The 25,197-nt window shown below is 62.6% G+C and carries 26 protein-coding genes; 16 read left to right on the forward strand and 10 right to left on the reverse strand.

Translation table 11 applies throughout. From position 1 onward, the window contains the following. Positions 1–16 precede the first annotated feature (16 nt). The 9 genes from ACWJKU_RS14350 to ACWJKU_RS14390 all read right to left on the reverse strand — a co-directional run bounded on the left by ACWJKU_RS14350 (position 17) and on the right by ACWJKU_RS14390 (position 8,366). Positions 17–1,600: an efflux transporter outer membrane subunit gene (locus tag ACWJKU_RS14350; protein WP_454143232.1), complete on the reverse strand. Its 1,584-nt coding sequence runs from the start codon at positions 1,598–1,600 to the stop codon at positions 17–19. Positions 1,601–1,842: 242 nt separating this feature from the next. Continuing rightward, a complete protein-coding gene (locus ACWJKU_RS14355; protein WP_454143234.1) occupies positions 1,843–3,924 on the reverse strand; it encodes a carbon starvation CstA family protein in 2,082 nt (693 codons plus the stop codon). 218 nt (positions 3,925–4,142) lie between these two features. Next, positions 4,143–4,496 carry a protein YgfX gene (locus tag ACWJKU_RS14360; protein ID WP_454143236.1) on the reverse strand — a complete coding sequence of 118 codons (354 nt, stop codon included), beginning with the start codon at positions 4,494–4,496 and terminating at the stop codon, positions 4,143–4,145. 25 nt (positions 4,497–4,521) lie between these two features. After that, a complete protein-coding gene (locus ACWJKU_RS14365) occupies positions 4,522–4,767 on the reverse strand; it encodes an FAD assembly factor SdhE (RefSeq protein ID WP_454143238.1) in 246 nt (81 codons plus the stop codon). A 4-nt stretch (positions 4,768–4,771) separates the two neighbouring features. Further along, positions 4,772–5,554, reverse strand: coding sequence for a succinate dehydrogenase iron-sulfur subunit (locus ACWJKU_RS14370; protein ID WP_454143240.1), 783 nt, complete (start codon positions 5,552–5,554; stop codon positions 4,772–4,774). Positions 5,555–5,564: 10 nt separating this feature from the next. Continuing rightward, on the reverse strand, positions 5,565–7,352 hold the full coding sequence (sdhA, locus tag ACWJKU_RS14375) for a succinate dehydrogenase flavoprotein subunit (protein WP_454143242.1): 1,788 nt from the start codon (positions 7,350–7,352) through the stop codon (positions 5,565–5,567). A gap of 1 nt (position 7,353) precedes the next feature. Further along, complete coding sequence (gene sdhD, locus ACWJKU_RS14380; RefSeq protein ID WP_454143244.1) at positions 7,354–7,734, reverse strand: succinate dehydrogenase, hydrophobic membrane anchor protein; 381 nt, start codon at positions 7,732–7,734, stop codon at positions 7,354–7,356. Between the two features lie 19 nt (positions 7,735–7,753). Continuing rightward, positions 7,754–8,122 carry a succinate dehydrogenase, cytochrome b556 subunit gene (gene sdhC, locus ACWJKU_RS14385; protein ID WP_454143246.1) on the reverse strand — a complete coding sequence of 123 codons (369 nt, stop codon included), beginning with the start codon at positions 8,120–8,122 and terminating at the stop codon, positions 7,754–7,756. Positions 8,123–8,207: 85 nt separating this feature from the next. Next, complete coding sequence (locus tag ACWJKU_RS14390) at positions 8,208–8,366, reverse strand: DUF1674 domain-containing protein (protein WP_454143248.1); 159 nt, start codon at positions 8,364–8,366, stop codon at positions 8,208–8,210. Positions 8,367–8,784: 418 nt separating this feature from the next. On the opposite strand from ACWJKU_RS14390, the gene ACWJKU_RS14395 reads away from it, so the two are divergent. The 9 genes from ACWJKU_RS14395 (at position 8,785) to ACWJKU_RS14435 (ending at position 15,952) form a co-directional block, all read left to right on the forward strand. Continuing rightward, positions 8,785–8,976, forward strand: a complete 192-nt coding sequence (locus tag ACWJKU_RS14395; RefSeq protein WP_454143250.1) for a CsbD family protein — start codon at positions 8,785–8,787, stop codon at positions 8,974–8,976. Between the two features lie 244 nt (positions 8,977–9,220). Next, on the forward strand, positions 9,221–9,739 hold the full coding sequence (locus tag ACWJKU_RS14400) for a hypothetical protein (protein ID WP_454143252.1): 519 nt from the start codon (positions 9,221–9,223) through the stop codon (positions 9,737–9,739). 42 nt (positions 9,740–9,781) lie between these two features. Continuing rightward, entirely contained in the window at positions 9,782–10,222 is a 441-nt protein-coding gene (locus ACWJKU_RS14405) for a DUF2383 domain-containing protein (protein ID WP_454143254.1), read from the forward strand. 215 nt (positions 10,223–10,437) lie between these two features. Beyond that, entirely contained in the window at positions 10,438–11,454 is a 1,017-nt protein-coding gene (locus tag ACWJKU_RS14410; protein WP_454143256.1) for an SDR family oxidoreductase, read from the forward strand. 690 nt (positions 11,455–12,144) lie between these two features. Beyond that, a complete protein-coding gene (locus tag ACWJKU_RS14415) occupies positions 12,145–12,687 on the forward strand; it encodes a hypothetical protein (protein ID WP_454143258.1) in 543 nt (180 codons plus the stop codon). A 74-nt stretch (positions 12,688–12,761) separates the two neighbouring features. Then, the gene (locus tag ACWJKU_RS14420; protein WP_454143260.1) at positions 12,762–13,184 is read left to right on the forward strand and encodes a phage holin family protein; all 423 of its coding nucleotides are present in this window, start codon (positions 12,762–12,764) and stop codon (positions 13,182–13,184) included. 56 nt (positions 13,185–13,240) lie between these two features. After that, complete coding sequence (locus tag ACWJKU_RS14425; RefSeq protein ID WP_454143262.1) at positions 13,241–13,690, forward strand: PA2169 family four-helix-bundle protein; 450 nt, start codon at positions 13,241–13,243, stop codon at positions 13,688–13,690. 116 nt (positions 13,691–13,806) lie between these two features. Further along, a complete protein-coding gene (locus tag ACWJKU_RS14430; protein ID WP_454143263.1) occupies positions 13,807–14,883 on the forward strand; it encodes a DUF3618 domain-containing protein in 1,077 nt (358 codons plus the stop codon). Positions 14,884–15,046: 163 nt separating this feature from the next. Then, entirely contained in the window at positions 15,047–15,952 is a 906-nt protein-coding gene (locus ACWJKU_RS14435) for a YihY/virulence factor BrkB family protein (RefSeq protein ID WP_454143265.1), read from the forward strand. 189 nt (positions 15,953–16,141) lie between these two features. Here ACWJKU_RS14435 and ACWJKU_RS14440 read toward each other — a convergent pair whose 3' ends face one another. Next, positions 16,142–17,014: an SDR family oxidoreductase gene (locus ACWJKU_RS14440; protein WP_454143267.1), complete on the reverse strand. Its 873-nt coding sequence runs from the start codon at positions 17,012–17,014 to the stop codon at positions 16,142–16,144. 232 nt (positions 17,015–17,246) lie between these two features. Between ACWJKU_RS14440 and ACWJKU_RS14445 the strand changes: the two genes are divergently transcribed. The 7 genes from ACWJKU_RS14445 (at position 17,247) to ACWJKU_RS14475 (ending at position 25,154) form a co-directional block, all read left to right on the forward strand. Further along, entirely contained in the window at positions 17,247–17,786 is a 540-nt protein-coding gene (locus ACWJKU_RS14445) for a hypothetical protein (protein WP_454143269.1), read from the forward strand. A gap of 433 nt (positions 17,787–18,219) precedes the next feature. After that, positions 18,220–19,209 (forward strand): UDP-glucuronic acid decarboxylase family protein, encoded by a 990-nt coding sequence (locus tag ACWJKU_RS14450; RefSeq protein ID WP_454143271.1) that lies wholly within the window; start codon positions 18,220–18,222, stop codon positions 19,207–19,209. 389 nt (positions 19,210–19,598) lie between these two features. Beyond that, positions 19,599–20,714: an NAD-dependent epimerase/dehydratase family protein gene (locus ACWJKU_RS14455; protein WP_454143273.1), complete on the forward strand. Its 1,116-nt coding sequence runs from the start codon at positions 19,599–19,601 to the stop codon at positions 20,712–20,714. Next, positions 20,711–21,850: an NAD-dependent epimerase/dehydratase family protein gene (locus tag ACWJKU_RS14460; RefSeq protein ID WP_454143275.1), complete on the forward strand. Its 1,140-nt coding sequence runs from the start codon at positions 20,711–20,713 to the stop codon at positions 21,848–21,850. The genes ACWJKU_RS14455 and ACWJKU_RS14460 overlap by 4 nt, the downstream gene beginning before the upstream one ends. Positions 21,851–21,997: 147 nt before the next feature. Further along, positions 21,998–23,005, forward strand: a complete 1,008-nt coding sequence (locus ACWJKU_RS14465; protein ID WP_454143277.1) for an MDR/zinc-dependent alcohol dehydrogenase-like family protein — start codon at positions 21,998–22,000, stop codon at positions 23,003–23,005. After that, positions 23,002–24,030 (forward strand): Gfo/Idh/MocA family protein, encoded by a 1,029-nt coding sequence (locus tag ACWJKU_RS14470; protein ID WP_454143279.1) that lies wholly within the window; start codon positions 23,002–23,004, stop codon positions 24,028–24,030. Before ACWJKU_RS14465 ends, ACWJKU_RS14470 begins: the two co-directional genes overlap by 4 nt. Then, entirely contained in the window at positions 24,027–25,154 is a 1,128-nt protein-coding gene (locus tag ACWJKU_RS14475) for a glycosyltransferase family 4 protein (RefSeq protein WP_454143281.1), read from the forward strand. Before ACWJKU_RS14470 ends, ACWJKU_RS14475 begins: the two co-directional genes overlap by 4 nt. The last annotated feature ends 43 nt before the right edge of the window (positions 25,155–25,197 follow it).

The raw sequence follows: 25,197 nt of genomic DNA on the forward strand, positions 1-25,197 counted from the left end.
ACAACGGCGATCTCCCTTACCAGTCCGGCGGACGCACCAAGGGCTTTGGCTCCGCCGGCGGCAAATACGCTGCCGGCGACAATATCCGGCCCCAGTCGGTGCGCTCGGCCATGACTTTCTTGACCGATTCGGGCACCAGGTCCCGCCCTTCCCGGATCTGCCAGCCGCCGCCCAGCGCCCGGTACACCCCGACCAGGTTGCGGGAAATCTCGCCCAAGGTGCTGGCCAGATTGTCCTGTTCCGTCAGCAGCGCCTGCTGGGCGGTCAGGACGGTGGTGAAATCCGTGATGCCCTGGCGGTATTGCAACGCCGCCAACTCCATCGAGCGCTGGGCCGCCGCCGTGCTGTCCGCCAGAAACCGGGCGCGATCCTCGGATTTCAGGAAGGCGACGAGATTGTCCTCCACTTCCCGTTGCGCATTGAGGACCGCGTTCTGGTATTGAATCAGCAATTCCTGAAAGCGGGCATCCTGCATCCGCACCTGATTGCTGATTTGGCCATAGTTGAAGATGTTCCACCGGACGGTCGGGCCGACACTGCCGAAATGGCTCCGCCAATCGAACATGTCGGCGAGGGAAAACTTCCCGACGTCGGCGGCCAGCACGCCGAACTGCCCGGTCAGGGAAAATGCCGGGTAGAGATCCGCCTTGGTCGCGCCGATCTGGGCCGATTGCGAGGCCGCTCGGAATTCGGCCTGGCGGACATCCGGCCGGCGCCGGAGCAGGTCTGCCGGAATGCCGACCACGACGTACGGCGGGGCCACCGGTATGTCCGCGGAACCCGCAAGGAGATTGCCCAGATCTCCCGGCGGCATTCCCAGGAGTACGCTCAATGCGTTGGTGCTCTGGCGCAACTGGATCTCCAAGGCCGGTATCGTGGCTTCCGTGCTGGCCAGAACGGTTCGGGCCTGCTCCACGTCGCGCTGCGAGGTGGTGCCGCCGTGAAACCGCGCCTCGGCGATCCTGAGGCTCTCCCGCTGTATCTCCGCGTTGCGCCGGGCGATGGACAAGCGCTTTTCCGCGGTGCGCATCAGAACGTAAGTGCTCGCGACGTCGGCGGTCAGGCTGACCAGCGTATTGTCGTAATCCGCCAGCGTGCCGAGCAGGTTGAAATCGGAGGATTCCACCGCGCGCCGGAACCGGCCCCAGAAATCCAGCTCCCAACTGGCGTTCAGCCCGATTTGCGATTGGGTGTATTCGAATATCCTGGAAAACGAGCCCTGAACGGTTCTTTCGCTGAGCCTCGTGTACTGTAGCGATCCGAACGCCTGCTGGAGCTGCGGATACAATTCGCCGATCGCGACTCCCAGTTGGGCCCTGGCTTCGAGCACGCGCACGCCGGCCTCGCGCAAGGGCAGGTTTTCGCGATAGGCGATGTCGATCAACCGGTTCAGGACGGGGTCCCTGAACACCGTCCACCACGTCCGGTAATTCCCGCGCCCGCGGCCTTTCAGCCGGGCATCGTCGGCGTCCAGCCAATGCTCCGACGCGGCGACCGGCGGCCGAACATAATCCGGCCCCACCTTAACGCATCCGGCCAGCGAAAGGGCGACGAAAAATACGGCGCAAATGAATCCGCAGAAATCGGTACGCCGGCGCATCACTCGTCCATAAGCACTGAGGCGGGTCGTCCCGGAAATCCGCCGGGAGGAAATGCCTTACTCTTTCAAATAGCGACTCGGGCGCCCATGAAAAGTTCAGCCCGCAACGCCCGCATCACGGCCCCCGAACGACTGCCCGGCGCTTTCCAGAGCCATATCGGATGCCATATTGCGGGCCGGGAAAGCGTTTCGCGGGAAGCATGCCCGATTCCGCCGCTTCGGCGGTCGTCCGTCGAATGCCGTCAATCCCTCGCCCAATCCTCGACCAGTCGGCTCGGGATGTGGGGTGATTCGCTGAGCGGCGGGTGGGGTTTTCGCGTCAGAATCAGCCCGCACACCCTAAGCGTATCCGCGGCCAGAATCCAGGAAACGGCCAGGAACAGCGCGGTCAGGCCGGCATCGAGATAATCGTTGAAGATGAGTTGCGGCGCCTTGACGGCCTGATCGTCGGGCAACAGTCCCGCCGCCAGCTTGTTGCTCAAATCCCGCGCATGCGCCAGAAAGCCGATGCGAAGCTCGGGGCTGAACAGTTTTTCCCAAGCGGCCGAAGTGGTGACGATCAAGAGCCACGCCAGCGGCACGCCGGTCACCCAGGCGAAACGGAGTTTCCCCGTTTTGACCAGGATGGTCGTGGCCACGCACAGGGCGATCCCCGCCAGCATCTGGTTGGCGATGCCGAACAAGGGCCACAGGCTGTTGATACCGCCCAAGGGGTCGATGACACCGATGTAGAGCAGATAGCCCCAGCCGGCCACAACAAATCCGGAGGTCAGGATCACGCCCGGATACCAGGAAGTCCGCCCGAGCGCGGGTATCCAGTTGCCCAGCACGTCCTGCAACATGAAGCGGGCGACGCGCGTGCCGGCATCCAGCGTCGTCAGGATGAACAGCGCTTCGAACATGATGGCGAAATGATACCAGAGCGAGAGCAATCCCTGTCCGAAAGCGCTGGCGAAAAGGCTGGCCATGCCCACCGCCAGCGAAGGCGCGCCGCCGGTGCGGGCGAACAGGGTGGATTCGCCCATTTGCTCGGCCAGCGCGTACATTTGGGCTACCGTCACCGGAAATCCCCAGGCGGAGATCTTCGCCGCCGCTTCCGCGGCATCTTTCCCGACCACGCCCGCCGGGCTGTTGATGGCGAAATAGACGCCGGGATCGAGCACCGTCGCCGCCACCATGGCCATGATCGCCACGAAGGATTCCATCATCATCGCGCCGTAGCCGATGAAGCGGGCGTCGGCCTCGTTGGCCAGGAGCTTGGGCGTGGTGCCCGAGGAAATCAGCGAATGAAAGCCGGAGATGGCGCCGCAGGCGATGGTGATGAACACGAACGGGAACAGCTTGCCGCCGAAGATGGGTCCGCTGCCGTCGACGAACCGGGTCAGCGCCGGCATCTTCACGTCCGGGTGAAGAACGACGATGGCCACCGCCAGAGCGGCTATCGTCCCGAGTTTCATGAAGGTGGAGAGGTAATCGCGCGGCGCCAGCAGCAGCCATACCGGCAGCACCGCCGCGGCGAAGCCGTAGACGATGACCATCAGCGCCAGTTGCGCTCCGTCGTAATCGAACCATGCCCTGACGCCTTCCATCCCGTCGATGGCGCCGCCGCCCCAAACCGCCAGCAGCAGCAGGCTCACGCCGAGCGCCGTCGCTTCGATCACCCGCCCCGGCCTGAGATGCCGCATGTAGATACCGACTATCATGGCGATGGGAATGGTCGCCGCCACCGTGGACGTCGCCCAAGGGCTGTGCTTCATGGCGTTCACCACTACCAGGCCCAGCACCGCGATGAGGATGATCATGATGCACATCACGCCCAATAGCGCCGCATTGCCGCCGATGGGCCCCAGTTCGTCGCGCGCCATCTGGCCCAAGGAGCGCCCGTCGCGCCGGATCGAACAGAACAGGATCACGAAATCCTGCACGCAGCCGCCGATCACGGCTCCGATCAGTATCCACAAGGTGCCGGGCAGATAACCGAACTGCGCCGCCAAGGTCGGACCGATCAGAGGTCCCGGCCCTGCGATGGCGGCGAAATGATGGCCGAACACCACCCAGCGATTGGTCGGCACGAAATCGCGCCCGTCGTTGAAGCGCTCCGCCGGGGTCGCCCGCGTGCCGTCCAGGCCCAGAACCTTGGCCGCGACGAACACACTGTAGAAGCGATAGCCCAAGGCATAGACACAAATCGCCGCGGTCACGAACCAGAGGCTGTTGACGCTCTCCCCCCGGTTCAAGGCGATGCCGCCCAGCGCCGCCGCCCCGGTCAGCGCCACCAGCAGCCAGACGATTGATTTTTGAATACTCGAACCCCGTTCTCTCATGTTTCGCGCTCTTATTCGAAATGGCCGGTCCAAATGCCGTCGAAAATGCGCCATAGGATAAAACCAAAGCCGGTCGAAATGTGAATTCCGGGCGTGTCTGTTTGCGGAGGACGGCGCGTTCCGTCACATGCACGGCGTGGCCGAATCATTCGAGATCCGGCGTTTTCACCGCGCCGACCGCGAATCTGCCGCCCCGCGCCACCGAAACGAAAAACGCCCTAATACCGGCACCGAAGATGAACCCGAAGCCTTCGGAAGGACTCGGGGTCGGTACTGTCGCGGCATACGGCGACGGCATGCGTCTTCGCTCCGCTTTCGATGTGCAGAATGACCATCCATGCGGTGACGATACTGCTGTCCAGCAGCGTCCCGGACTGCACGCCGGAAGGCAAAACGAGATCACACTCGCCGCCGGATTTGAGCACCAGCTCCGTGACGGCCGGATTCAGCGCATCGCCGCGGCGGCACGCAAACCCGCCGAACAGCACGGCACCGAGCATTCCCAGCTTCATCCATGCGGGCAACGGATTGGCCAGGGAAGCGAACGCCGCCAGCACGTAAGCGGCCGCCACGGCAATCGCCAGGCTGCGGGACGGGTTAAGTCTGAGATGGAGCGGCGGAACGGATTTTGAGGACAAGCTCGGCCAGCGCTGAATCTACCGGGGTGAAGTCGGCGCAAAGATAACGCCAGAGGCATTCGTCCGGCTCGTCCAAAAGCCGGAGGAAGGTCGATTTTTCCGCCTTGGGCGCTCGATCGTACGTATCGTCCAGGTAGCGCTGCAACAACAGGTCGAGTTCCCGCATGCCGCGGCGGCAGCGCCACCGGAGCTGCGCGCGTTCCATCGGCTCAGCGTTGCCGCTCGATCAGAAACTTTTTGATCTCGGCGATGGCCTTGGCGGGATTCAGCCCTTTCGGACACACCGAGGTGCAGTTCGTGATCGTGTGGCACCGGTACAGCTTGAACGGATCTTCCAATTCGTCCAGCCGCTCGCCGGTGTTCTCGTCCCGGCTGTCCACGATCCACCGATAGGCTTGCAGCAGAACCGCAGGCCCCAGGTAGCGTTCGCTGTTCCACCAGTAACTGGGACAAGCCGTCGAGCAGCACGCGCACAAGATGCACTCGTAATAGCCGTTCAGACGGTTCCGCTCTTCCTTGCTCTGAAGGCGCTCGCGGTCGGCGGGCGGCGGTGTTTGAGTCTGGATCCACGGCCGAATCGAGGCATACTGGGCGAAAAAGTGGGTTTGATCGGGCACCAGGTCCTTGATCACCGGCTGGTGCGGCAGAGGATAAATCTTGATCACCTCAGGGCAATCGGCGATCGCCTTGGTGCAGGCCAGCGTGTTGCGGCCGTCGATGTTCATGGCGCACGAACCGCACACGCCTTCCCGGCAGGAGCGGCGGAACGCCAGCGTGCTGTCGATCTCGTTCTTGATCTTGATGATGGCGTCGAGCACCATCGGCCCGCAGCGGTCCAGGTCGACCTCGAACACGTCGAGGCGCGGATTTTCTCCGGATTCGGGATCGTAGCGGTAGATTTCGAATCGCCTGACATGGGTGGCGCCCTCTGGCGCCGGATAAACCTTGCCGGGTTTGACGGTGGAATTCTTGGGTAGTGAAAAAAGCCCCATGACCTTTACTCTAGTACACCCTTTTTTGCGGCGGGATCGCTTCGACTTCGTCGGTCAGGGTGTACAGGTGGACCGGACGGTAATCGATACGGACTTTGTGAGGCTCATCCAGCCACAGCAGGGTGTGTTTCAGCCAGTTCGCATCGTCCCGCTCGGGAAAATCCTCGCGGGTGTGCCCTCCGCGGCTTTCTTCGCGATTGAGCGCCCCGGCGATGGTCACCATGGCCTGGCCGAGAAGATTGTCGAGTTCCAGGGTTTCGACCAAATCGGTATTCCAAACGAGCGAACGATCCGAAACGCGCACGTCCTGAAAGGAATCCACGACCGCTTTCAACTGGTCGATGCCGTCCCGCAGCACCTCGCCCGTTCGGAATACGCCGGCATGGCTCTGCATGCATTTCTGCATGGCCAGGCGGATCTCCGCGGTCTTTTGCGAGCCGTCGGCATGACGCAACCGGTCGAAGCGCGGCAGCGCCCGGTCGCAAGCGTCGGGCGGCAGCGGTTTGTGGAGCCGCTTGGGCTGGATCAGCTCGGCGCAGCGCAAGGCCGCGGCGCGCCCGAACACCACCAGATCGAGCAGGGAGTTGGACCCGAGCCGGTTCGCCCCGTGCACGGACACGCAGGCCGCTTCGCCGATCGCCATCAAGCCGGGTACCGGCGTCTCGGGGTTGCCGTCCTTGAGAGTGACCACCTCGCATTTGTAGTTGGTGGGGATGCCGCCCATGTTGTAATGCACGGTCGGAAGCACCGGAATCGGCGCCTTCGTCACATCCACGCCGGCGAAGATCATCACGGTCTGGCTGATACCGGGCAGTCGTTCTTCGATCACCGCGGGATCGACGTGCTCCAGATGCAGATAGATGTGGTCCTTGTCCGGCCCGACGCCTCGCCCTTCCAGGATTTCCCGGGTCATGGCGCGGCTCACCACGTCGCGCGAGGCCAGGTCCCTGGCGTGCGGCGCATAGCGTTCCATGAAGCGCTCGCCTTCGGAATTGGTGAGATAGCCGCCCTCGCCTCTCACCCCTTCCGTGACCAGGCAGCCGGCGCCGTAGATTCCGGTAGGATGGAATTGAACGAACTCCATGTCCTGGAGCGGCAATCCGGCGCGCAGCACCATGCCGTTGCCGTCGCCGGTGGTGGTGTGCGACGAGGTGCACGAGAAATAGCAGCGCCCGTAGCCGCCGGTCGCCAGGATCGTCATATGGGAACGGAACAGATGCAGCGTTCCGTCGTCCAACCGCCAAGCCAGCACCCCGCGGCATTCGCCGTCCTCCATGATGAGATCGAGCGTGACGTATTCGATGAAAAACTCCACCTCGTGCTTGAGCGACTGCTGGTAAAGCGTGTGGAGAATGGCGTGACCGGTCAAATCGGCCGCCGCGCAGGTACGCTGGGCGGTGCCTTCGCCGAAATGGGTGGTCATGCCGCCGAAGGCGCGCTGATAAATCTTGCCGTTCTCGGTCCGCGAAAAAGGGACGCCGTAATGCTCCAATTCGATGACGGCGGGAATCGCCTCGCGGCACATGTATTCGATGGCGTCCTGGTCACCCAGCCAGTCGGAGCCCTTCACGGTGTCGTACATGTGCCAGCGCCAGTCGTCCTCGCCCATGTTGCCCAACGCGGCGCTGATGCCGCCCTGCGCCGCGACGGTGTGGCTGCGCGTCGGAAAAACTTTGGTGAGGCAGGCCGTTTTCAGGCCCTTCTCGCCCAGCCCCAGCGCCGCGCGCAAACCCGCGCCGCCGGCTCCGACGACCACGGCGTCGTAAGTGTGGCGAATGATCTCGTAGGCTTTGGTCATGCTACCCCATAAACATGATGCGCAGCGTGGCATAGAGCGATGCCAGCGCCAGAAAGGCGAAAACCAGTTTCATGCCCAGAATGCCGAGCATCTTCAGCCAGTCGATGTGAATGTAATCTTCCATCACCACCTGCACCCCCAGTGTCGCGTGATAGAACGCGACAATGATGAAAGACAGCATGAGGATGCCGTTCCAAGGCGTGGCTATCCAGCGGACGACTTGCTGGTAATCCGCATAAGGCAGCGCGACGACCGCGAACGCCAGCCAGAATATCAGCGGAATCAGCGCGATCGAGGTCACTCGCTGCCGCCACCATTCGTGAGTTCCCAGCTTGGCCGAACCCAGCCCGCGGGCGCGGGCCAGCGGCGATCGATAGTTCATAGGCTTTCGAGAAAGGCGATCATGTGAGGACGAACAATCCCAGGGTCAGCAGCACCGCGGCGACCAGTTCGAAATACGCGTAACGGTCCAAGGTATCCCGCCGGAAACCGTATCCGGTATCCCAGATGAGATGCCTGAGGCCGTGAGAAAAATGAAAGAACAGCGAAAACAGCCAAAGCCACACCAGCAACCTGCCCGGCACCGAGCGTAAAGCGCCTTGAATCCAGGCGAACCGGGCCTCTCCCTCGGCGACCGCCACCAGGCCTATCGCCCAGAAAATCAATCCGAGACTCAACAGCACACCGGTGATGCGATGCGTGATCGACAAGACCGGCGTCGGCGGCAGCCGGTAAATTTGGAGATGCGGCGACAGCGGGCGTTCGCTCATGACGGCGAAAACCGACTGGACGGTTCCGGAATCGGACGACGAACCCGCGCGCAGGAATTTTCGCCGGCAACAACGGACATGGCGACTAGAAATCGATGCACCGCCCCTCCTTCTCCCAATCGCCGTAGCGGGTCGGGTCCGGGCGCTGCGCTTCCTTGCGCGACGCAGTTTGCAATTCGGGTTTTCTGGTTTGGTCTTGCTCGGGACCCCGGTCTTTCCATGAAGGCTTGAGTTCCTCGGTCATGACGCGACTCCTCCGAAATCTCTTTCCGGCTTTATACCTTGGTGCGGGAACGATCACAAGCGGTCCGCCATGCGCCACGCGATCAGGCCGTTGAAAACATTATCGGAACAAGGGCTTTTCAGTATCGTCCACCCGGTCGCGAACGCAAAAGCAGATTTGCTTTTACACGTCCGAACAGTCGAAAAGGATAGCCTCGATTCGCGCGGCGACATTTCCTTGCGATAAAAATAATGCCTTTCTCAATCCATTTTTTGACGAGGAATCTTTCGGAAGAGGCTTTGTCGAAGCTTTACGAACTTTTGATCGGTCGAATACGTTCGAGGGAAAGCGCATATGCCGTCAATACGTATATGTACTTAAATTTTCGAGCCCCGGAAAATCAATATTCGTCCGGCGGCGGGATTTTTGGAGAAACGTCATGAACTGGGATCAAGTCAAAGGTAACTGGAAACAAGTCAAAGGCGCCATTAAAGCGCAATGGGGCCGACTGACCGACGATGAACTCGACGAAATCAATGGCGAAAGGGAAAAGCTGATAGGCAAGATTCAGGAAAGATACGGGATAGCGCGTGAAGAAGCCGAAAAGCAGGTTGAAGGCATGAAGATGTAAACCGCATACTCGAACCGACTGGCGGCCGCGGGTTTTTCCCGGTTCGTTCATAAGCTCATGAATCGAACATACGCCGCCAGTTTCATATATAACTCCCCGGAATAAACCGTCGTGGGCGTTACCCGCTGATCCGGCTTTGGAAAACATTCCATTTCGTTTCCGATAAATTCACGAAGCAGGCGAATCGCGAGTATTTATTTCAGCCAAAAACTGATGTTCATACCCTTTTCCCGAGGAATTTGACATGAAAAAAGCCGTATTTTGTATCGCGCGGACGAGAGACCAGGCCGAATCGATCATCGACCGCTTGAAATCTTCGGGCTTTTCGAACAACGACATTTCGGTCCTGTTCCCCGACAAATCGACGACCAAAGATTTCGCTCACGAGCAGCACACCAAGGCGCCGGAAGGCGCGACCACCGGAGGAGTCCTGGGAATGGGCGTAGGCGCCGTATTGGGCTGGCTGGCCGGAATCGGCACTTTGGCCATCCCGGGCGTGGGGCCGTTCATCGCGGCCGGCCCGATCATGGCCGCCCTTGGCGGAGCCGCCGCCGGCGGGGCGGCCGGAGGGCTGGTCGGCGCCCTGGTCGGCCTGGGAATACCCGAGTACGAAGCCAAACGTTACGAGGGAAAGATCAAGGACGGAAACATTCTGATTTCCGCGCATACCGAGGACAGCGATCAACGGTCCAAAGCCAAAGACATTTTCGAACAAGCCGGCGCAGAAGACATCGCAACGACCGGCGAGGTCAGCGTCGGTTAATCGCCGGCCGATCCGCAACCGACCCCACATCAGGAGGCGTCTATGGCATGGGATGAATCCAAACTCAACAAGCTATTACGCAGCGAAATATCCGCCGTCGAAACCTATCAGCAAGCCCTGGACAAACTGCGCCACGAGGCGGCGCTCGGCGAAGCGCAGCAGATTTCGTCGATTTGCGAAGATCACCGGGACTCCGCCAGCAGACTCAGGACCCGGATCGTCGAGCAAGGAGGCAAACCCTCGGAAGACTCAGGGGCCTGGGGCTCCTGGTCGAAGATGGTCATGGGCGGCGCCAAGCTGCTGGGCGACAAGGTGGCTCTCAGCGCCCTGCGCCAGGGCGAGGAAAGCGGCATCAAAGATTACGAAGAAGCCTTGCGCGACGCCGACATCCCGGGAGACGTCCGGCACTTGATTCAAACCACCCTGCTGCCGAGACAACAGCAGCACGTGAACGTTTTGAACAGGCTCATCGGGACCGCTTAGAACCGGCGCGGCCGTGCGGAGCAGTCGGCCGAGAGACGTCTTGCCGCGCTCCGCTCGTTTCGGCGCTCCCGGCCGAGGCTTTCGAATCTGCGCCACCGGATTTACCGATAGTCGCAAAAACTAAAGCCGCAAAAATCCCCTGCATCCTCGGGAAAAGAGCGAGGGCGATCCGGAGTAGGCCTTACTTTCTTTACACAGCAAAAGGACGTGTTTCCATGCGATTGGACATTGCCGATTCCGTGATCGTCATTACCGGAGCGTCCAGCGGCATCGGAAGGGCCACGGCGATGAAGGCCGCCGAGCGGCATGCGACGGTCGTGCTGGCGGCTCGCCAGGCGGACGTATTGCGCGAAGTGGCCCGGGAATGCGAGCAAATCGGCGGCCGCGCGTTGGCGGTAAAAACCGACGTCACCGACGAAGAACAAGTCAGGCACTTGGCGCACCGCGCCGTCCAGGCCTACGGGCGGATCGACGCCTGGGTCAACGACGCCGCCGTCACCATGCTGTCCCGGTTCGAGGACGCGCCCGCGGACGCCTTTCGGCGCGTGATAGAAACCAACTTTTTCGGCTACGTTCACGGCGCGCGGGCGGTTCTGCCCCACTTCCGAAAACAAGGCTACGGCGTATTGATCAATGTGGCATCCGTAGAAGGAAAAGTGGCGGCGCCGTATGCCAGCGCCTATGTTGCCAGCAAATTCGCCGTCACCGGATTCTCGGAAAGCTTGCGCATGGAACTGCGCGATACGCCCGATATCCAGGTATGCACCGTTCTTCCGGCGACCATCGACACGCCGCTGTTTCAGCATGCCGCCAACTACTCCGGGAAAGCGGTCCGGGCAATGCCGCCGGTTTATGCGCCCGAAGACGTAGCGGAAGCCATTCTGCAGACGATTCGCCGCCCCAGGCGTGAAGTCACGGTAGGTAACGCGGGGCGGATGATCGCGATGCGAAATCTCGTGCCGCCCCTGGCGGAACGTGTCGTGGCGAAAAAGGTGGCGCGGGACCATTTTCAGGATAGGCCCGGCCCGGATTCGCCCGGCAATCTGTTCGAGCCCATAGCCGAGTTCGACGTCGTGCACGGCGGCTGGCTGGATCCCCGGCGAGCCCGCCGCAGGACGGCTTGGACCGCTGGCGCCCTGGCCCTGCTGGCCGGGGTCGGCGCGGCGCTTTATCTGAGTTCTTCCAGGCGTTCGACACCGCGCCTGCCCAAGACCGGCGCCGCCGAATCCTGACCGCCGACCCGCCCAAGGGCACCTCGAAAAACCGACCCCGTTGAGGCTTCGGCAGGCGCGGTACGAGCGGAACCGATCGATCCGATGGGAACCGTTCGCACCGAGTTTGTCGAAGTGCGCGGTTTTTCCAGGCGCCCCCAAAGGAATCGACCGGAAAGCAGCCGCCACCGCGTTACGCTACATCGTCGATGACGATTTCCCGGCTTCGAAAACAAGATACCCGGATACTTCCGATCATCTCCTTCGGCCCCGCCGGACCAGAACTTTACCGAACCTCTAAAATCTATATAAAAACTCCGACAAACAAGACTTTCCGGTTTGCCGTCCATTGGAGAATAGCGACATGGATTTGCATTTATGGCCCGCTTCCAACCGACTGTCGCGGCAAAGCAAAAAACCGTATTTCTGTTGTTTTAGAGACAATGGTTTTGTCATGTTCGCTCCGCCTCTATAACCGCCATGAGGCGACCTTAGGCACTCTCTCATAAGCGCCTTAATTCGAACCTTATAATTCGTCGACGAGACAAACACGCGATCACGACAAGCGGATCGCAATAGGTATCTTCAGCACAATATCAAGGCATGATCCGGGATGAATAAATCGAATATACGAAGTAATACGTCTGGTTTCTCAGAGTATAAAAGAGAATACTTTGCGAATTATCAATCAAGGCAAGCCGAGGTGGCGTTATGACTAACGTAGATACCGATTCGAGCATCCATGAATCGCCTTTATCGAATCAGCCCGGCGCGAACGTCTCCGCCGGCCCGGAAACGCATCCCTCGGAGTTCAAGACCGAGGCCGGACAGGCCGCCGGCGAGATCGGGCGGGACATGCAACGGCTGAAGGAAGAAGCCAGGCAGAGAGGAAAATCCTTGCTCAAGGGGCAACGCCATGCGGCGGCCGAGCAGATCGGCGGCATGGCGGAGGCACTGCACCGGACCGCTCAGCAGTTGAACGAGCGGGAGCAGCCCACCACCGCCCACTATGTCGATCGCGCGGCGGAAGCTCTCGACAGAATGGTCGATACCGTTCGCGAGGGCGACTTGAGCACATGGGTCAGCCGGACCGAAGACTTCGCCCGCCGGAATCCGGGAGTTTTCTTCGGAGGAAGCGTGCTCGCCGGGTTCATGCTCTCGCGCTTTCTCAAAAGCTCCGCGGAGCGGAGAGAGGCCGAATCCACGCATGGCGCCGGGGAGCGCACGGGCGCCGAACCCAGGTATACCCATTGAGGCGTCCGGCTCCGAAAGGCTTTATACCCGGCGCGAAAAACGCCGGAACAACCACTATTCGAAGGAATACGGTCATGCAACCAGATGAAGTTACGAGCAAGAAAGACTCCTCGCTTGCCGGACTGATTACGGACTTTACCCGGGAGTTATCGACTCTCGTCCGTCAAGAGGGGCAGTTGATGAAAGCCGAGCTTTCCGAAAAAGTGTCCGAAGCGGGCGCCGGGGTCGGCTCGCTGACGGCCGGCGGCGCCGTGCTGTTTGCGGGATTTCTGATCCTGTTGCTGGCGGCGGTCGCCGGGCTCGACGACCTCATGGGAACCGTCGCCGTCGAGAATCCCTGGATTTCGCCGCTGATCATCGGATCGATCGTTCTCATCGTCGGCTTGGTATTGCTGCAAAAAGGCCGCAGCAATCTCAAGGCGAAAAATCTGATGCCGAAAAAATCCGGCGAGTCGCTCCGCAGAGACTCGGACGTTTTGCGCGAGCATATGAAATGACGCGCTGCCGTTTGGAACGGAAGACACATCCGACAGAGTGATCGAAGAGGACCCGTATGCCTACCCTAATTGGAAACGAGGACTCTTTCATCGATACGCTCGCCAATCTGATCGCGCTCGACTTCGACGCCGCCGCCGCATACGAGGCGGCGATCAAGCGCATCGGCGACCGCGCGATAGGCGATCGATTCGGTCAATTCATGAGCGATCACCAGCGCCACATCCAGGAACTCGGCCGCATCGCACGCGACCTTGGTCGAGTGCCGCCCACCGAGGCCGATTTCAAGGCCGTTTTGACCCAAGGCAAGGTCATCATCGGCAATATCGCCGGCGACCAAGGCATTCTCCAGGCCATGAAATCCAACGAGGACGACACCCATCAGGCGTACCGGCAGGCGCTGAATCGCAGCGACGTCCCGCCCCAGGTTCGCCCCGTACTCGAGCGCAACCTGGCAGACGAACGCAGGCACCGGGCCTGGATCGAACAATGCTTGGCGCGGATGTGAAAGCTCCCGGAAACGACGCGCACGAAACCATCATCCGTCGTCGCCGGCCCGGCGACGAGAGCCTGGAGACCCTCCGTCCGAAACGGAGGCTCTTCCGCAACCGAATGGAGAACGCTATGGCTACCACATACGACGAGACCAGAAAATCCGAACAAATCGAAAGCGACATCGAGCGGACCCGGAGCCAGATGGCGGAAACCCTGGACACGATTCAAAAGCGGTTTTCGCCCGGGCAACTTCTGGATCAAACCTTGAATTATCTGGATGAAAACGCCGACCGCGAGCAACTCGTCGAAAGCGTGCGGCGGTTCGGCGTGAATGCCAAGTCCGTCGTCAAGGAAAATCCGATCCCGGTTACGCTGCTCGGAATCGGGCTCGCCTGGCTGGCGGTCTCGGGCCGGAGCGGCGGCACGGGTTTCCGGGCCGGTCGCCGCATGTCTTCCCGACACGCGACATCTGCCTCGCGCGGGATGGAAAGCCTGCACAGCCGGCATGGCGAAATCGAGCGCTCCGGCATGCACGCCGCAGGCGAAAGACTGGAACACGCCAAAAGCGCGGTATCGGAAACCGTCGGCCATGTCCGCGAGAGAATGGGCGAAACGGCGAGCCATGTCCGGCATTCCGTCGAAGACACCGTGAGCAGCGTCCGCGAAAAAGCCGGAGAGGCGACCCACAGAGCGCAGGATCGGGCGGCACGCCTCGGCCGCACGCTACAGGGCCAGTATCGAAGCCTGATCGAAGAACAGCCTCTGGTATTGGGGGCGTTGGGAATCGCCGTCGGCGCGGCGCTCGGCGCCACCATGCCGCGCACCCGCATGGAAGACGAAATGATGGGCGAGGCCAGCGACCGCTTACTGCATCAAGTCCGGGAAACCGGCCGGGAAATCATGCACGAGGGCGCGATCGAAACCGAACGCCGGCCGACGGCCGAGCGCGGCCCGATCGCCGCAGGCTCGATATCGGGCGAAATCCGACACGACCTGGGAAGCGGCGAAGCGGCGGCCGCCGCCGGATCGCCGATGGGCGAACGCCGCGGAAGCATAGGCGACCGCCGCAAGGGAGTCCTGGCCGAAACGATCGGAGCCGCCACGCGAATTCCGCCTGCCGACGAGCGGCGCCGGGGCATGGGCGACCGGCGCCGCTCCGGATCGATAAGCCGCGGAGCCGGCTACGACTCCCCGGGAACGCCGTAAACGCGCGACGATCTCGGCAAGAAGCCGCGACGCACGTCGCTCCGCGCGTCGCGGCCGCTGCGCACGAAGCGCGGCGGGCGTAGAAGCCGATGCCGCGGGATTTCGCCCGCCGTATCCGCCAATCGAAATTTCGACCTCCGGATGGGTCAGAGAGGTTCTACAGATGCCGACATCGACTCGCGTTTCCGCTTACGGCGACCGCGGCCGCACGTTGGCGCACCTTCGGGATATTCCGCTCGAAGATTGGCGCGACATCGCCTACCGCGTTAAAGACCAGGTCGCCGAACACAATATTTCGTTCGTGGCGGCTGGCGTAGCGTTCTATGCGTTGCTGGCGATTTTCCCCGCCCTGGCGGCGATGGTCGGCATCTACGGTCTTGTCGCCGACCCTGCGGACGTCCAGAAAGAAATCGAGGCGCTGGCGGGCATCGTCCCTCCCGAGGCCCAAAAACTTCTGAGCAGTCAATTGAACGATATCGTCAGCCACGCCGGCGGTACCTTGAGCCTGAGCGTCCTTTTCGGTCTCGTGCTGGCGATCTGGAGCGCCGCCAGAGGCACTACGTCCCTGATCACCGCGCTGAACATCGTCTACAACGAACAGGAGAAACGCGGCTTTCTCGAACTGAACGGCCTGGCCTTGACATTCACCTTCGGAGGCATTCTCTTCGCGCTGGTCGCCATCGGCCTGGTCGTCGGACTGCCCGCATTTCTCAGCTTTACCGGCCTCGGCGGATTTCTGTCGTTTCTGTTCACGATCCTGCGCTGGCCGCTCCTCGGGCTGGCGTTCGTTTTCGGACTGGCCGCCGTTTATCACTACGGCCCTTGCCGCGACAAACCCCGCTGGCCGTGGGTCAGCCCCGGCGCCGTGCTGGCGGTGACGCTGTGGCTGATCGGCTCGGGCCTGTTCTCCTTTTACGTGTCCAATTTCGGAAACTACAACAAAACCTACGGCTCGGTCGGCGCCATCGTGATTCTGCTCACCTGGTTCTACCTCACGGCGTATGTGGTGCTTTTGGGCGCCGAACTCAACGCCGAAATGGAGCATCGAATCCGGCAGGACATCGCCTAGGACGAACCTTCGGGCGAACGCAACGCTTACCTGGCCGATACCGTCGCCCCGCCGCATAACGGCGCGGAAACAAACGATACCGACAGATCGAAGCCCGCTCCCCGATCCTGAGTGCGAGCGCAGAAAAAGACCGGGAAATCATGGCCGGCGGCGCCGAACGTATCGGCGGGCGCCCGGAGAAATGCACGCTCAGCCCGCGCGAGTCTCTCCGCCCAATAAGGTCAGCACCTCGCCCGTAACATAGCTCGAATCCGCCTCGGACGCGAAATACACGTAAGCCGGCGAGATCTCTTCCGGCTGGGCCGGCCGCTTGAATTTGGTTTGCATGCCGAATTTGGCCACTTTTTCGGCGGGCAGGTCTGCCGGGTTCAACGGTGTCCAAACCGGCCCCGGAGCGACGCAATTCACCCGAATCCGCGATTCCGCCAGATTCTGCGCCAGCGACTTGGTGAAAGCGATGATCGCGCCTTTGGTCGCCGAGTAATCCAAAAGGTTGGCGTTACCCTCCAGCCCGGTAATCGACCCGGTGTTGATGATGGCATCGCCGCTCTTGAGGTGCGGCAACGCCGCCTTGGTCATATGGAAATAACCGTAGATGTTGGTTTTGAACGTCAGATCCCACTGTTCTTCCGATATCTCGGCGAGACTGCCGCGGTGTTTCTGATAGGCCGCGTTATTCACCAGAACATTCAGCTTGCCGAACGCCCGGACGGTCCGCTCCACCGCCTGCCGGCAAAAAGACGAGTCCTTGACGTCGCCGCAGATGGCGATGGCCTTGCGCCCCTCCGCTTCGACCGCCTGCTTGGTTTCTTCGGCGTCGGAATGCGCCTCGTGGTAGAGAATGGCGACGTCCGCCCCTTCCCGCGCAAACAGCACGGCGACGGACCGCCCTATGCCCGAATCGGCCCCCGTCACCAGCGCGACCTTGTCCTTGAGTTTGTCCGCCCCTTTATAAAAAGGCGCCAGATATCTCGGCCGAGGTTCCAGATCGGATTCCAACTCCGGCTGCTCCAAATGCTGCTCCGGAAACGGAGGTTTCGGTTCTTCCGACTCGCCTGCCATGTCGATTGCTCCTTTGTCCGGTATAACTCCATAGGACTAGCGCACATTGCTTCTTCTCCCCGCTCTAACTTAAATATTTCACGGCATGGGCAAACTTATGTCCCTATCAATAACGGGCCCCCAAAGTCGGAGGTTCCGGCCGGCCATTCCGGAGCTTCCTCGAATGTCGCGGCTTCAATACGTCGATCGGGGCACGAATGCCGTGCTCCTTCACAGTCCAAAGGAGTGAGTCATGAATAACGAAAAAGGCATCGGTATTATCGCCATCGTCCACGCGATGATGTGGGGATCCTTGGCCGTCTCCGGGCAAACGTTCGCCGGACCGGCAATCCAAGCCGTCGGTGCGGCGGGTACGAAAGGGATGCCGCAACAGGTCGAAAACATCCCATTCGAAGCCGTTCCGGAACCCGAAGGCGGAAAGACCATCGATTATCCCCTGGACAGGGCCATCCAGGATGCGGACCGCTGGGCCGAGTTCTGGAACGAGATCCATCCGGGCGAACCCGTGCCGACCATCGACTTTGGAAAGCGGATGGTGGTCGTTACGGCGCTCGGCGGAGGAACCGCGACGTCGGGCATCGAGGTGACGAACGTGACGAAATCGCTGCCGGGCCAGCCGCCGCTCATCAAGATCCATATCAAGGAAACACGGCCGGGTCCAAACTGCATAATTCCGATGATCTATGCTCCGCCGCCGCATGTTCTCATCGTCACGGAGAACGGCGGCAACGTGACGTTCCGGCGCAAAAGCGAATACCGGTATTGCAACTAGGCGAGTCGAACAGGGTTTCGCTTTCCGTGCGCACGGTAACGGCCGGCCGCCCGATCGCATTGCGGCGTCGGCGGCGTCGGGCCCGATCATCAACTTAGATGTCGTTGAACTTTTGCCGAGCCGTGCGGACCAAAACATCAGTAGCCGGCGATACACCCGGGACACGGATCGTTTCAAGTTCCAAACAGGGAAGAGTCATTCGTAACCTTTCGGTTACCAACTCATAACATCAGCAAACCGCAAGGCGCGCGGCTCCTCCTCATGGCGCCGATTCAAGCCGGTCGGGCACGTTTGTCCGATTGCCGCAAGACATCGGCCGTGCCGTTCGGGTCGCGGGCTTCGTCCGCGGCATCGGACGAGAGAAGGGTCCGACCGGTCGGTCCGTCATTCGCCCGAGAACGTCAAGGATGCACTTAAAGCGGAGATCATGGATATGACAGAGAGCGGACGGAAACACATCGTCGTAACCGGCGGAGCCGGATTTCTCGGGACCAATCTCTGCCGCAGCCTACTGATGCAGGGCCACGCGGTCACCTGCGTCGACAACTTCCGAACCGGCGGCAAGGAGACCCTGATCGGACTCAAGGAACTGGGCGCTTTGAACATCGTCCGTCAGGACATCACCGAGCCGTTGCGCATCGAAGACGCGGACGAAATCTATAACCTTGCCTGCTCCGCCTCGCCCATCCACTATCAGGCCGATCCGGTCCATACCTTGAAGACCTGCGTGCAAGGCTCGCTCAATCTCCTGGAACTGGCCCGCCGCTCGAATGCCCCGATTTTCCAGGCGTCGACCAGCGAAGTGTACGGCGATCCGGAAACCCATCCGCAGCACGAAGCTTATCGCGGCGCGGTCAATCCGGTGGGACCGCGGGCATGCTACGACGAAGGCAAACGCTGCGCCGAAACCTTGTTCCTCAATTATTTCCGCCAGTACCGGGTGCGCGTGAAAGTCGGCCGTATCTTCAATACCTACGGCCCGTACATGCGGCTCAACGACGGCCGCGTAGTCCCGAACCTGATCAGCCAGGCGCTGCGAAACCGTCCGCTGACCATTTACGGCGACGGTCGTCAGACGCGGTCTTTCTGCTACGTCGACGACCTGATCGAGGCGATGCTGCGTTTCATGGTGACGCCCGACGATGTGTCGGGTCCCCTGAATCTCGGCAATCCGGCCGAGATCACCATGCTCGAGCTGGCCGATGCGATCATCGAACTGACCGGCGCGCGCTCGAAAATCGTCTTTCGGCCGCTGCCGGTGGACGATCCGGTCCGGCGCTGCCCGGACATCGGCCACGCCAGGGAAAAACTCGGCTGGACGCCGTCCACGCCTCTCGCGGATGGCCTCAAGCGCACCTTAGATTACTTCGAGGGCATTCTGACGGCGAAGGGACAGGCGTCGAAAGCCATGACCGGCAGTTGATTCCGGCACGGACGCCGGGAACCGCGCCACCTTCATATCCCGGGCTCAAACGCTACTCGCGTGAATAATGCGTAGTTGCAAAATCGTAGGCCGTAATCAGCGCGGCGTTTCATGCAGCATATCCCTGCGCTGCACCCTGCGGGCGCTTCGCGTGCACCCGTTCGCCTGGAGCGAACCGGAACGTACCGAGCACGGCCCGAAGGGTGAGCCTCGGGGATGAGGCGAGTAAATCGGCTATCCCGCCGATTTGTCCGGCGTTTTCACCCGCCGGAAACGGCTTCGCCTTATCCCGGCCTACAAAGGTTTGAGTAGCGGCCGGCGATCCCTTGCCGACAAAAACGCCTCTTACCGGCGTCTTGACACAACCGAAACGATCGACAGGAGGAACCATGGAAAGGATCTTGATTACCGGCGGAGCAGGGTTCATCGGCTCGCACCTGGCCGATGGGTTGATCGAGCGAGGCTATCGGGTCCGGGTGCTCGACCAGCTCAGCGAGCAGGTCCACGGAGACGCCGGACGGCCGCCGCTCTATCTGAATCGCGCGGTCGAGTTCGTGCACGGCGACGTACGCGATCCCGGTTCGGTCCGCGAGGCGCTGAGGAACGTCGACGCCGTGTTCCACTTTGCCGCCTCGGTCGGCGTCGGCCAAAGCATGTACCAGATCGAGCGGTATACCGACATCAACAACCGCGGCACCGCGGTCCTGCTGCAACGGTTGATCGAGCAGCCGGTGAAAAAGCTGACCGTGGCGTCCAGCATGAGCGTTTACGGGGAGGGACTCTACCGCACCGCCGACGGCCGGACCTGCGCTCCCCCGGAGCGGCCGCCGGCGCAGCTCCGGCGCGGCCATTGGGAACTGCTCGACGCTCACGGCGCCCCGCTGCAACCCTTGCCCACGCCGGAATCTAAGACCGCCTCGCCGGCCTCGGTCTACGCGCTGTCGAAATACGATCAGGAACGGCTTTGCCTGCTGGTCGGCCAAGCCTACGACATCCCGGCCGTCGCGCTGCGCTTCTTCAACGTGTACGGAACCCGGCAGGCCCTGTCCAACCCTTACACCGGCGTGCTCGCCATCTTCGCCTCGCGCTATCTGAACGGCAACAGTCCGCTGATTTTCGAGGACGGCGAACAAAGGCGCGATTTCGTGAATATCCGCGACGTGGTGCAAGCCTGTCTGCTCTCGCTCGAGCGCGACGAGGCCGCCGGACGGGTGTTCAACGTCGGCAGCGGCCGTAACCATACGGTGCGCGAGATCGCCGAGCATCTGGGACGGCTGCTCGGCCGCGAGGACATCCGGCCGGAGATCACCCGGCGATATCGGGTCGGCGATATCCGCCACTGCTTCGCCGACATCCGCGAAGCCGAGGACATCCTCGGTTATCGTCCGCGCGTCGGCCTGGACGAAGGCCTGGCCGAACTGATGGAATGGCTGCAAACCCAGGCGGCCGCCGACCGCTTCGAGGCGGCCAACGAGGAACTTTCGCGGCGGGGACTGCGGCTATGAAAGACCGGATTCAACCGTCGTCCCGCCCGGATCGAAACCGCGTCGACGACGATCCCCGGCCGGTGCTGATTACCGGCGGAGCCGGATTCGTCGGCACCAATCTCGCGGAGCGCCTGCTCGACGACGGCATTCCGGTACTCATCTTCGACAACCTCGGGCGGCCCGGCGTCGAGCGCAACCTCAACTGGCTCTGCTCGACCTACGGCGATCAGGTCCAGGTCGAAATCGCCGATGTCCGGGATTTTCACGCGGTGCTGAGCGCCGTCCGCCGGGCCCGGCAAGTGTTCCATTTCGCCGCTCAGGTGGCGGTCACCACCAGCCTCGAAGATCCGGTCGCCGATTTCGAAGCGAACCTCCACGGCACGCTCAACCTGCTCGAAGCCCTGCGTTCGGCCGACGGCCCGCCGCCGCTGATCTACACCTCGACCAACAAGGTGTACGGTGATCTCGGCGATCTCGCCATGCACCGCCAGGGCGATCGCTATATGCCGCGCGACGAGGCGATTGCCCGAAACGGCATCGGCGAAGACCGACCGCTGGATTTCCACAGCCCCTACGGATGCTCGAAAGGCAGCGCCGACCAATACGTCCTCGACTACGCCCGCAGCTACGGACTACCCGCCGCCGTGTTCCGCATGAGTTGCATCTATGGGCCGCACCAGCACGGCACCGAGGATCAGGGCTGGGTGGCCCATTTCCTGATCCGCGCCTTGCAGGATCGGCCGATCACCATTTATGGCGACGGCTTGCAGGTCCGGGATGTGCTGTTCGTCGACGATCTGGCGAGAGCCTTGCGGCTGGCGGCCGACAACATCGCCCGGCTGCGGGGACAGGTCTTCAATGTCGGCGGCGGGCCGGCCAGAACCACCAGCCTGATCGAGCTGCTGGATCTCGTCGAGGAACTGCACGGCCGCCGTCCGGCGCTGGAATTCGCGCCGTGGCGCAGCGGAGATCAGAAATATTACGTCTCCGACACCCGCAAGCTGAACCGGGCCACCGGCTGGCGAGCGGAGGTCGCAGTGCGCGACGGCGTGGCGGCGACATACGAATGGTTACTAATGTACTCGGGCCGGAAGACGCGGTACAAACCCGGCAAAGTCGCCACGACGGCGCGATCCAAAAAACTCCGGCACTGACCGCGCGGAGCCCGAAAAAAGCCGAAAACGCACGATGGCGGAGCGGTCGACGGAACGAAAACCCGGCTTTTGATCGCCCGATTTCCGCTTCCAGAACGGAAAATTCAGCCCGGATGGCTGATCCACGAACAAGGAGGACATAGACACGTGAAACCGGCTACGGAACGAGCCCCGTCGCAGGAAACGGCAGAACCCGTTCGCTGCATGGCCGCGGTTTTCGCCGGGCCCCGGGACATTCGGATCAAACCCGTCACAGTACCCGCGCCGGGGCCGCGCCAGGTGCGCGTCAAGCTCGAGGGCTGCGGCGTATGCGGCTCGAATCTTCCGGTCTGGGAAGGACGCCCGTGGTTCGACTATCCGTTTCCGCCCGGCGCTCCCGGACATGAAGGCTGGGGCCGCGTCGAGGCGGTCGGCGCGGAAGTCGAGCACCCGGCCGTCGGCACCCGGGTGGCGATTCTGTCCTACCGCGCCTACGCCGAATACGATCTGGCCGACGCCGCCGCCGCGATTCCCCTTCCGTCCATACTCGACGACCGGCTCTTCCCCGGCGAACCGCTGGCCTGCGCGATGAACGTGTTCCGGCGCAGCGATGTCCGGGCCGGAGACACGGTGGCCATCGTCGGCATCGGTTTTCTCGGCGCCCTGCTCGTCAACCTGACCGCCAAGGCCGGCGCCCGCGTGATCGCCTTGTCGCGCCGTCCTTATGCGCTCGATGTCGCCCGTCGCCAGGGCGCGGCCGAGGCGCTGCCCGCCGGCGACTTTCAGGGCGCGATCGACCGGGTCAGGGCGTTGACCGACGATGCCGGCTGCGATTGCGTGATCGAAGTCGCGGGCGAGCAGGCCACCCTGGATCTGGCCACCGAGCTGACCCGGACGCGGGGCCGCCTGGTGATCGCCGGCTACCATCAGGACGGACGGCGCCAGGTGAACATGCAACTGTGGAACTGGCGCGGCCTCGATGTCGTCAACGCGCACGAACGCGAACCGGAACAGTACGCCGGCGGTCTGCGCGCGGCGGTCGCGGCCGCCGCCACCGGACGCCTCGATCCGTCGCCGCTTTACACCCATCGTTTCGGGCTTCGGGATCTGCCCCTGGCGTTCGAACTGATGCAGTCGCGCCCCGAGGGTTTTCTGAAAGCGGTGGCGCTGCCATGAGCGCCGCCCCGGTGTCTCCCGCCGCGTCCCGCCCCGGACGGAAGCGCCCGCGGCTGGGCTTTCTCGGCGTCGGCTGGATCGGCCACCAGCGGATGGCCGCCGTGGCGGAGGACGGCTGCGCCGAAATCGCGGCCATCGCCGATCCGTCGGCCGAAGCGCGGCGGAAGGCAGCCTGCCTGGCGCCCGGAGCGGCGCTGAGCGAGGGACCGGAGAGTCTTTTCGAAAGCCCGATCGACGGCGTGGTCATCGCCACGCCCAGCGCCGACCATGCCCGCCAGGCGACGGCGGCGCTGGAACGGGGCCTTGCGGTGTTTTGCCAGAAACCGCTGGCCCGGACCCGGCAGGAAGCCGAATGCGTCATCGATGCGTCATTTCGCGCCGACAAACTGTTGGGCGTGGATTTGAGCTATCGCCATGTGCGCGGCCTGCCTGAAATCCGCGAAGCCGTCCGCCGAGGCGATCTGGGCGAGGTCTATGCGATGGATCTGACCTTCCACAACGCCTACGGACCGGACAAACCCTGGTTCTACGACAGGGAGCGGGCCGGCGGCGGCTGCGTCATGGATCTGGGCACCCATCTGGTCGACCTGGCACTGTGGATGCTGGACTTTCCGGCGGTCGAGGAGGTCGCCAGCCGCTTGTACGCTCAGGGAAGGCTTCTCCCGAAACCGGCCGCGCGGATCGAAGACTACGCCGTCGCGGAGCTCGGATTCGCCGGCGGCGCCGTCGCCCGCATCGCCTGCTCCTGGCGCCTGCCGGCCGGCTGCGACGCGGTGATCGATTTCACGTTCTACGGCACCCGGGGCGCGGCCGCGCTCCGCAACGTCAACGGATCCTTTTACGACTTCATGGTCGAGCGCTTCGACGGAACGCAGCGCGAAGTCGTCGCCGCCTACCCCGATGCCTGGGGCGGACGGGCGCTTCTCGACTGGACCCGGCGGCTCGCGGAAAGCAGCCGCCATGCCCCCGAAACCCGGCAGTTGCTCGAAGTCTCTGCCGTACTGGACAGGATTTACGGACGATGAAAGTTCTCATGACGGCAGACACGATGGGCGGAGTCTGGCGCTATGCGCTGGAACTGGCGCGCGGACTGGAACCCTTCGGCGCGGACATTCTGCTGGCCACGATGGGCGCGCCCCTATCCGCCGACCAGCGGCGCGAGGTCGCGGCGCTGGCCAACGTTCGGGTCGCCGAGAGCCGCTACAAGCTGGTCTGGATGGACGATCCCTGGACGGACCTCGACGCCGCCGGCAAATGGCTACTCAAGTTGGCGGACGAGTTCAAGCCGTCCCTGATTCATTTGAACGATTATCCCCACGGCAACCTGCCCTGGCCGGCCCCGGTGCTGATGGTCGGCCACTCCTGCGTGTTCTCGTGGTGGCAGGCGGTATACGGCGAGCCGGCGCCGGAACGCCTGGACCGCTACCGGCAGGTCGTCGGCGCCGGGCTGCGGGCGGCGGACCGCCTGGTGGCGCCGACCGCGGCCATGCTCGCCGAATTGCGCAGGCTGTACGGTCCGCTGCCGGCGTCCCGGGTGATTTCCAACGGACGCGCCGCTCTACCCGAGAGCAACAAGAAGCCGCTCGTTCTGGCCGCCGGCCGCTTGTGGGACCCGGCCAAGAATATCGCCGCCCTCGCCCGGATCGCGGCGCGGCTGTCGTGGCCGGTCTATATCGCCGGCGAAGCCCGCCATCCCGACGGCGGAACATCCGAGTTCGCGGACATCCGTTGCCTGGGGCGGCTTGCCCCCGAGCAGTTGGCGAACTGGTTCGCCCATGCCGCCATCTATGCCCTGCCCGCCCGTTACGAACCATTCGGACTGTCGGCGCTGGAAGCGGCCTCGGCGGGCTGTGCGCTGGTGCTCGGCGATATTCCGAGCCTTCGCGAGGTATGGCAGGACGCCGCCTTGTTCGTGGCCCCGAACGATGCCGAGAGGCTGCGTTCGACTCTTCAAAAACTGATCGACGAACCGGATTTGCGGCGCGACTACGCGGCCAGGGCGCGCGCCAGGGCGGCGCGGTTCACGCCGGAACGGATGGCCGCCGCTTACTGGAACGCTTATCACGAACTGGTCGCCGATAGCCGGAGGGTCGAACGCCGCCCCGGCAAAACCGCAAGCGCGCTTTTCCGGCAGGGATTGCCGGCATGAACCGGTTCGACCCGGAATCGCGGCCGGGAAACCGGCGCAATCC

Source organism: Methylocaldum sp. MU1018 (assembly GCF_053646775.1).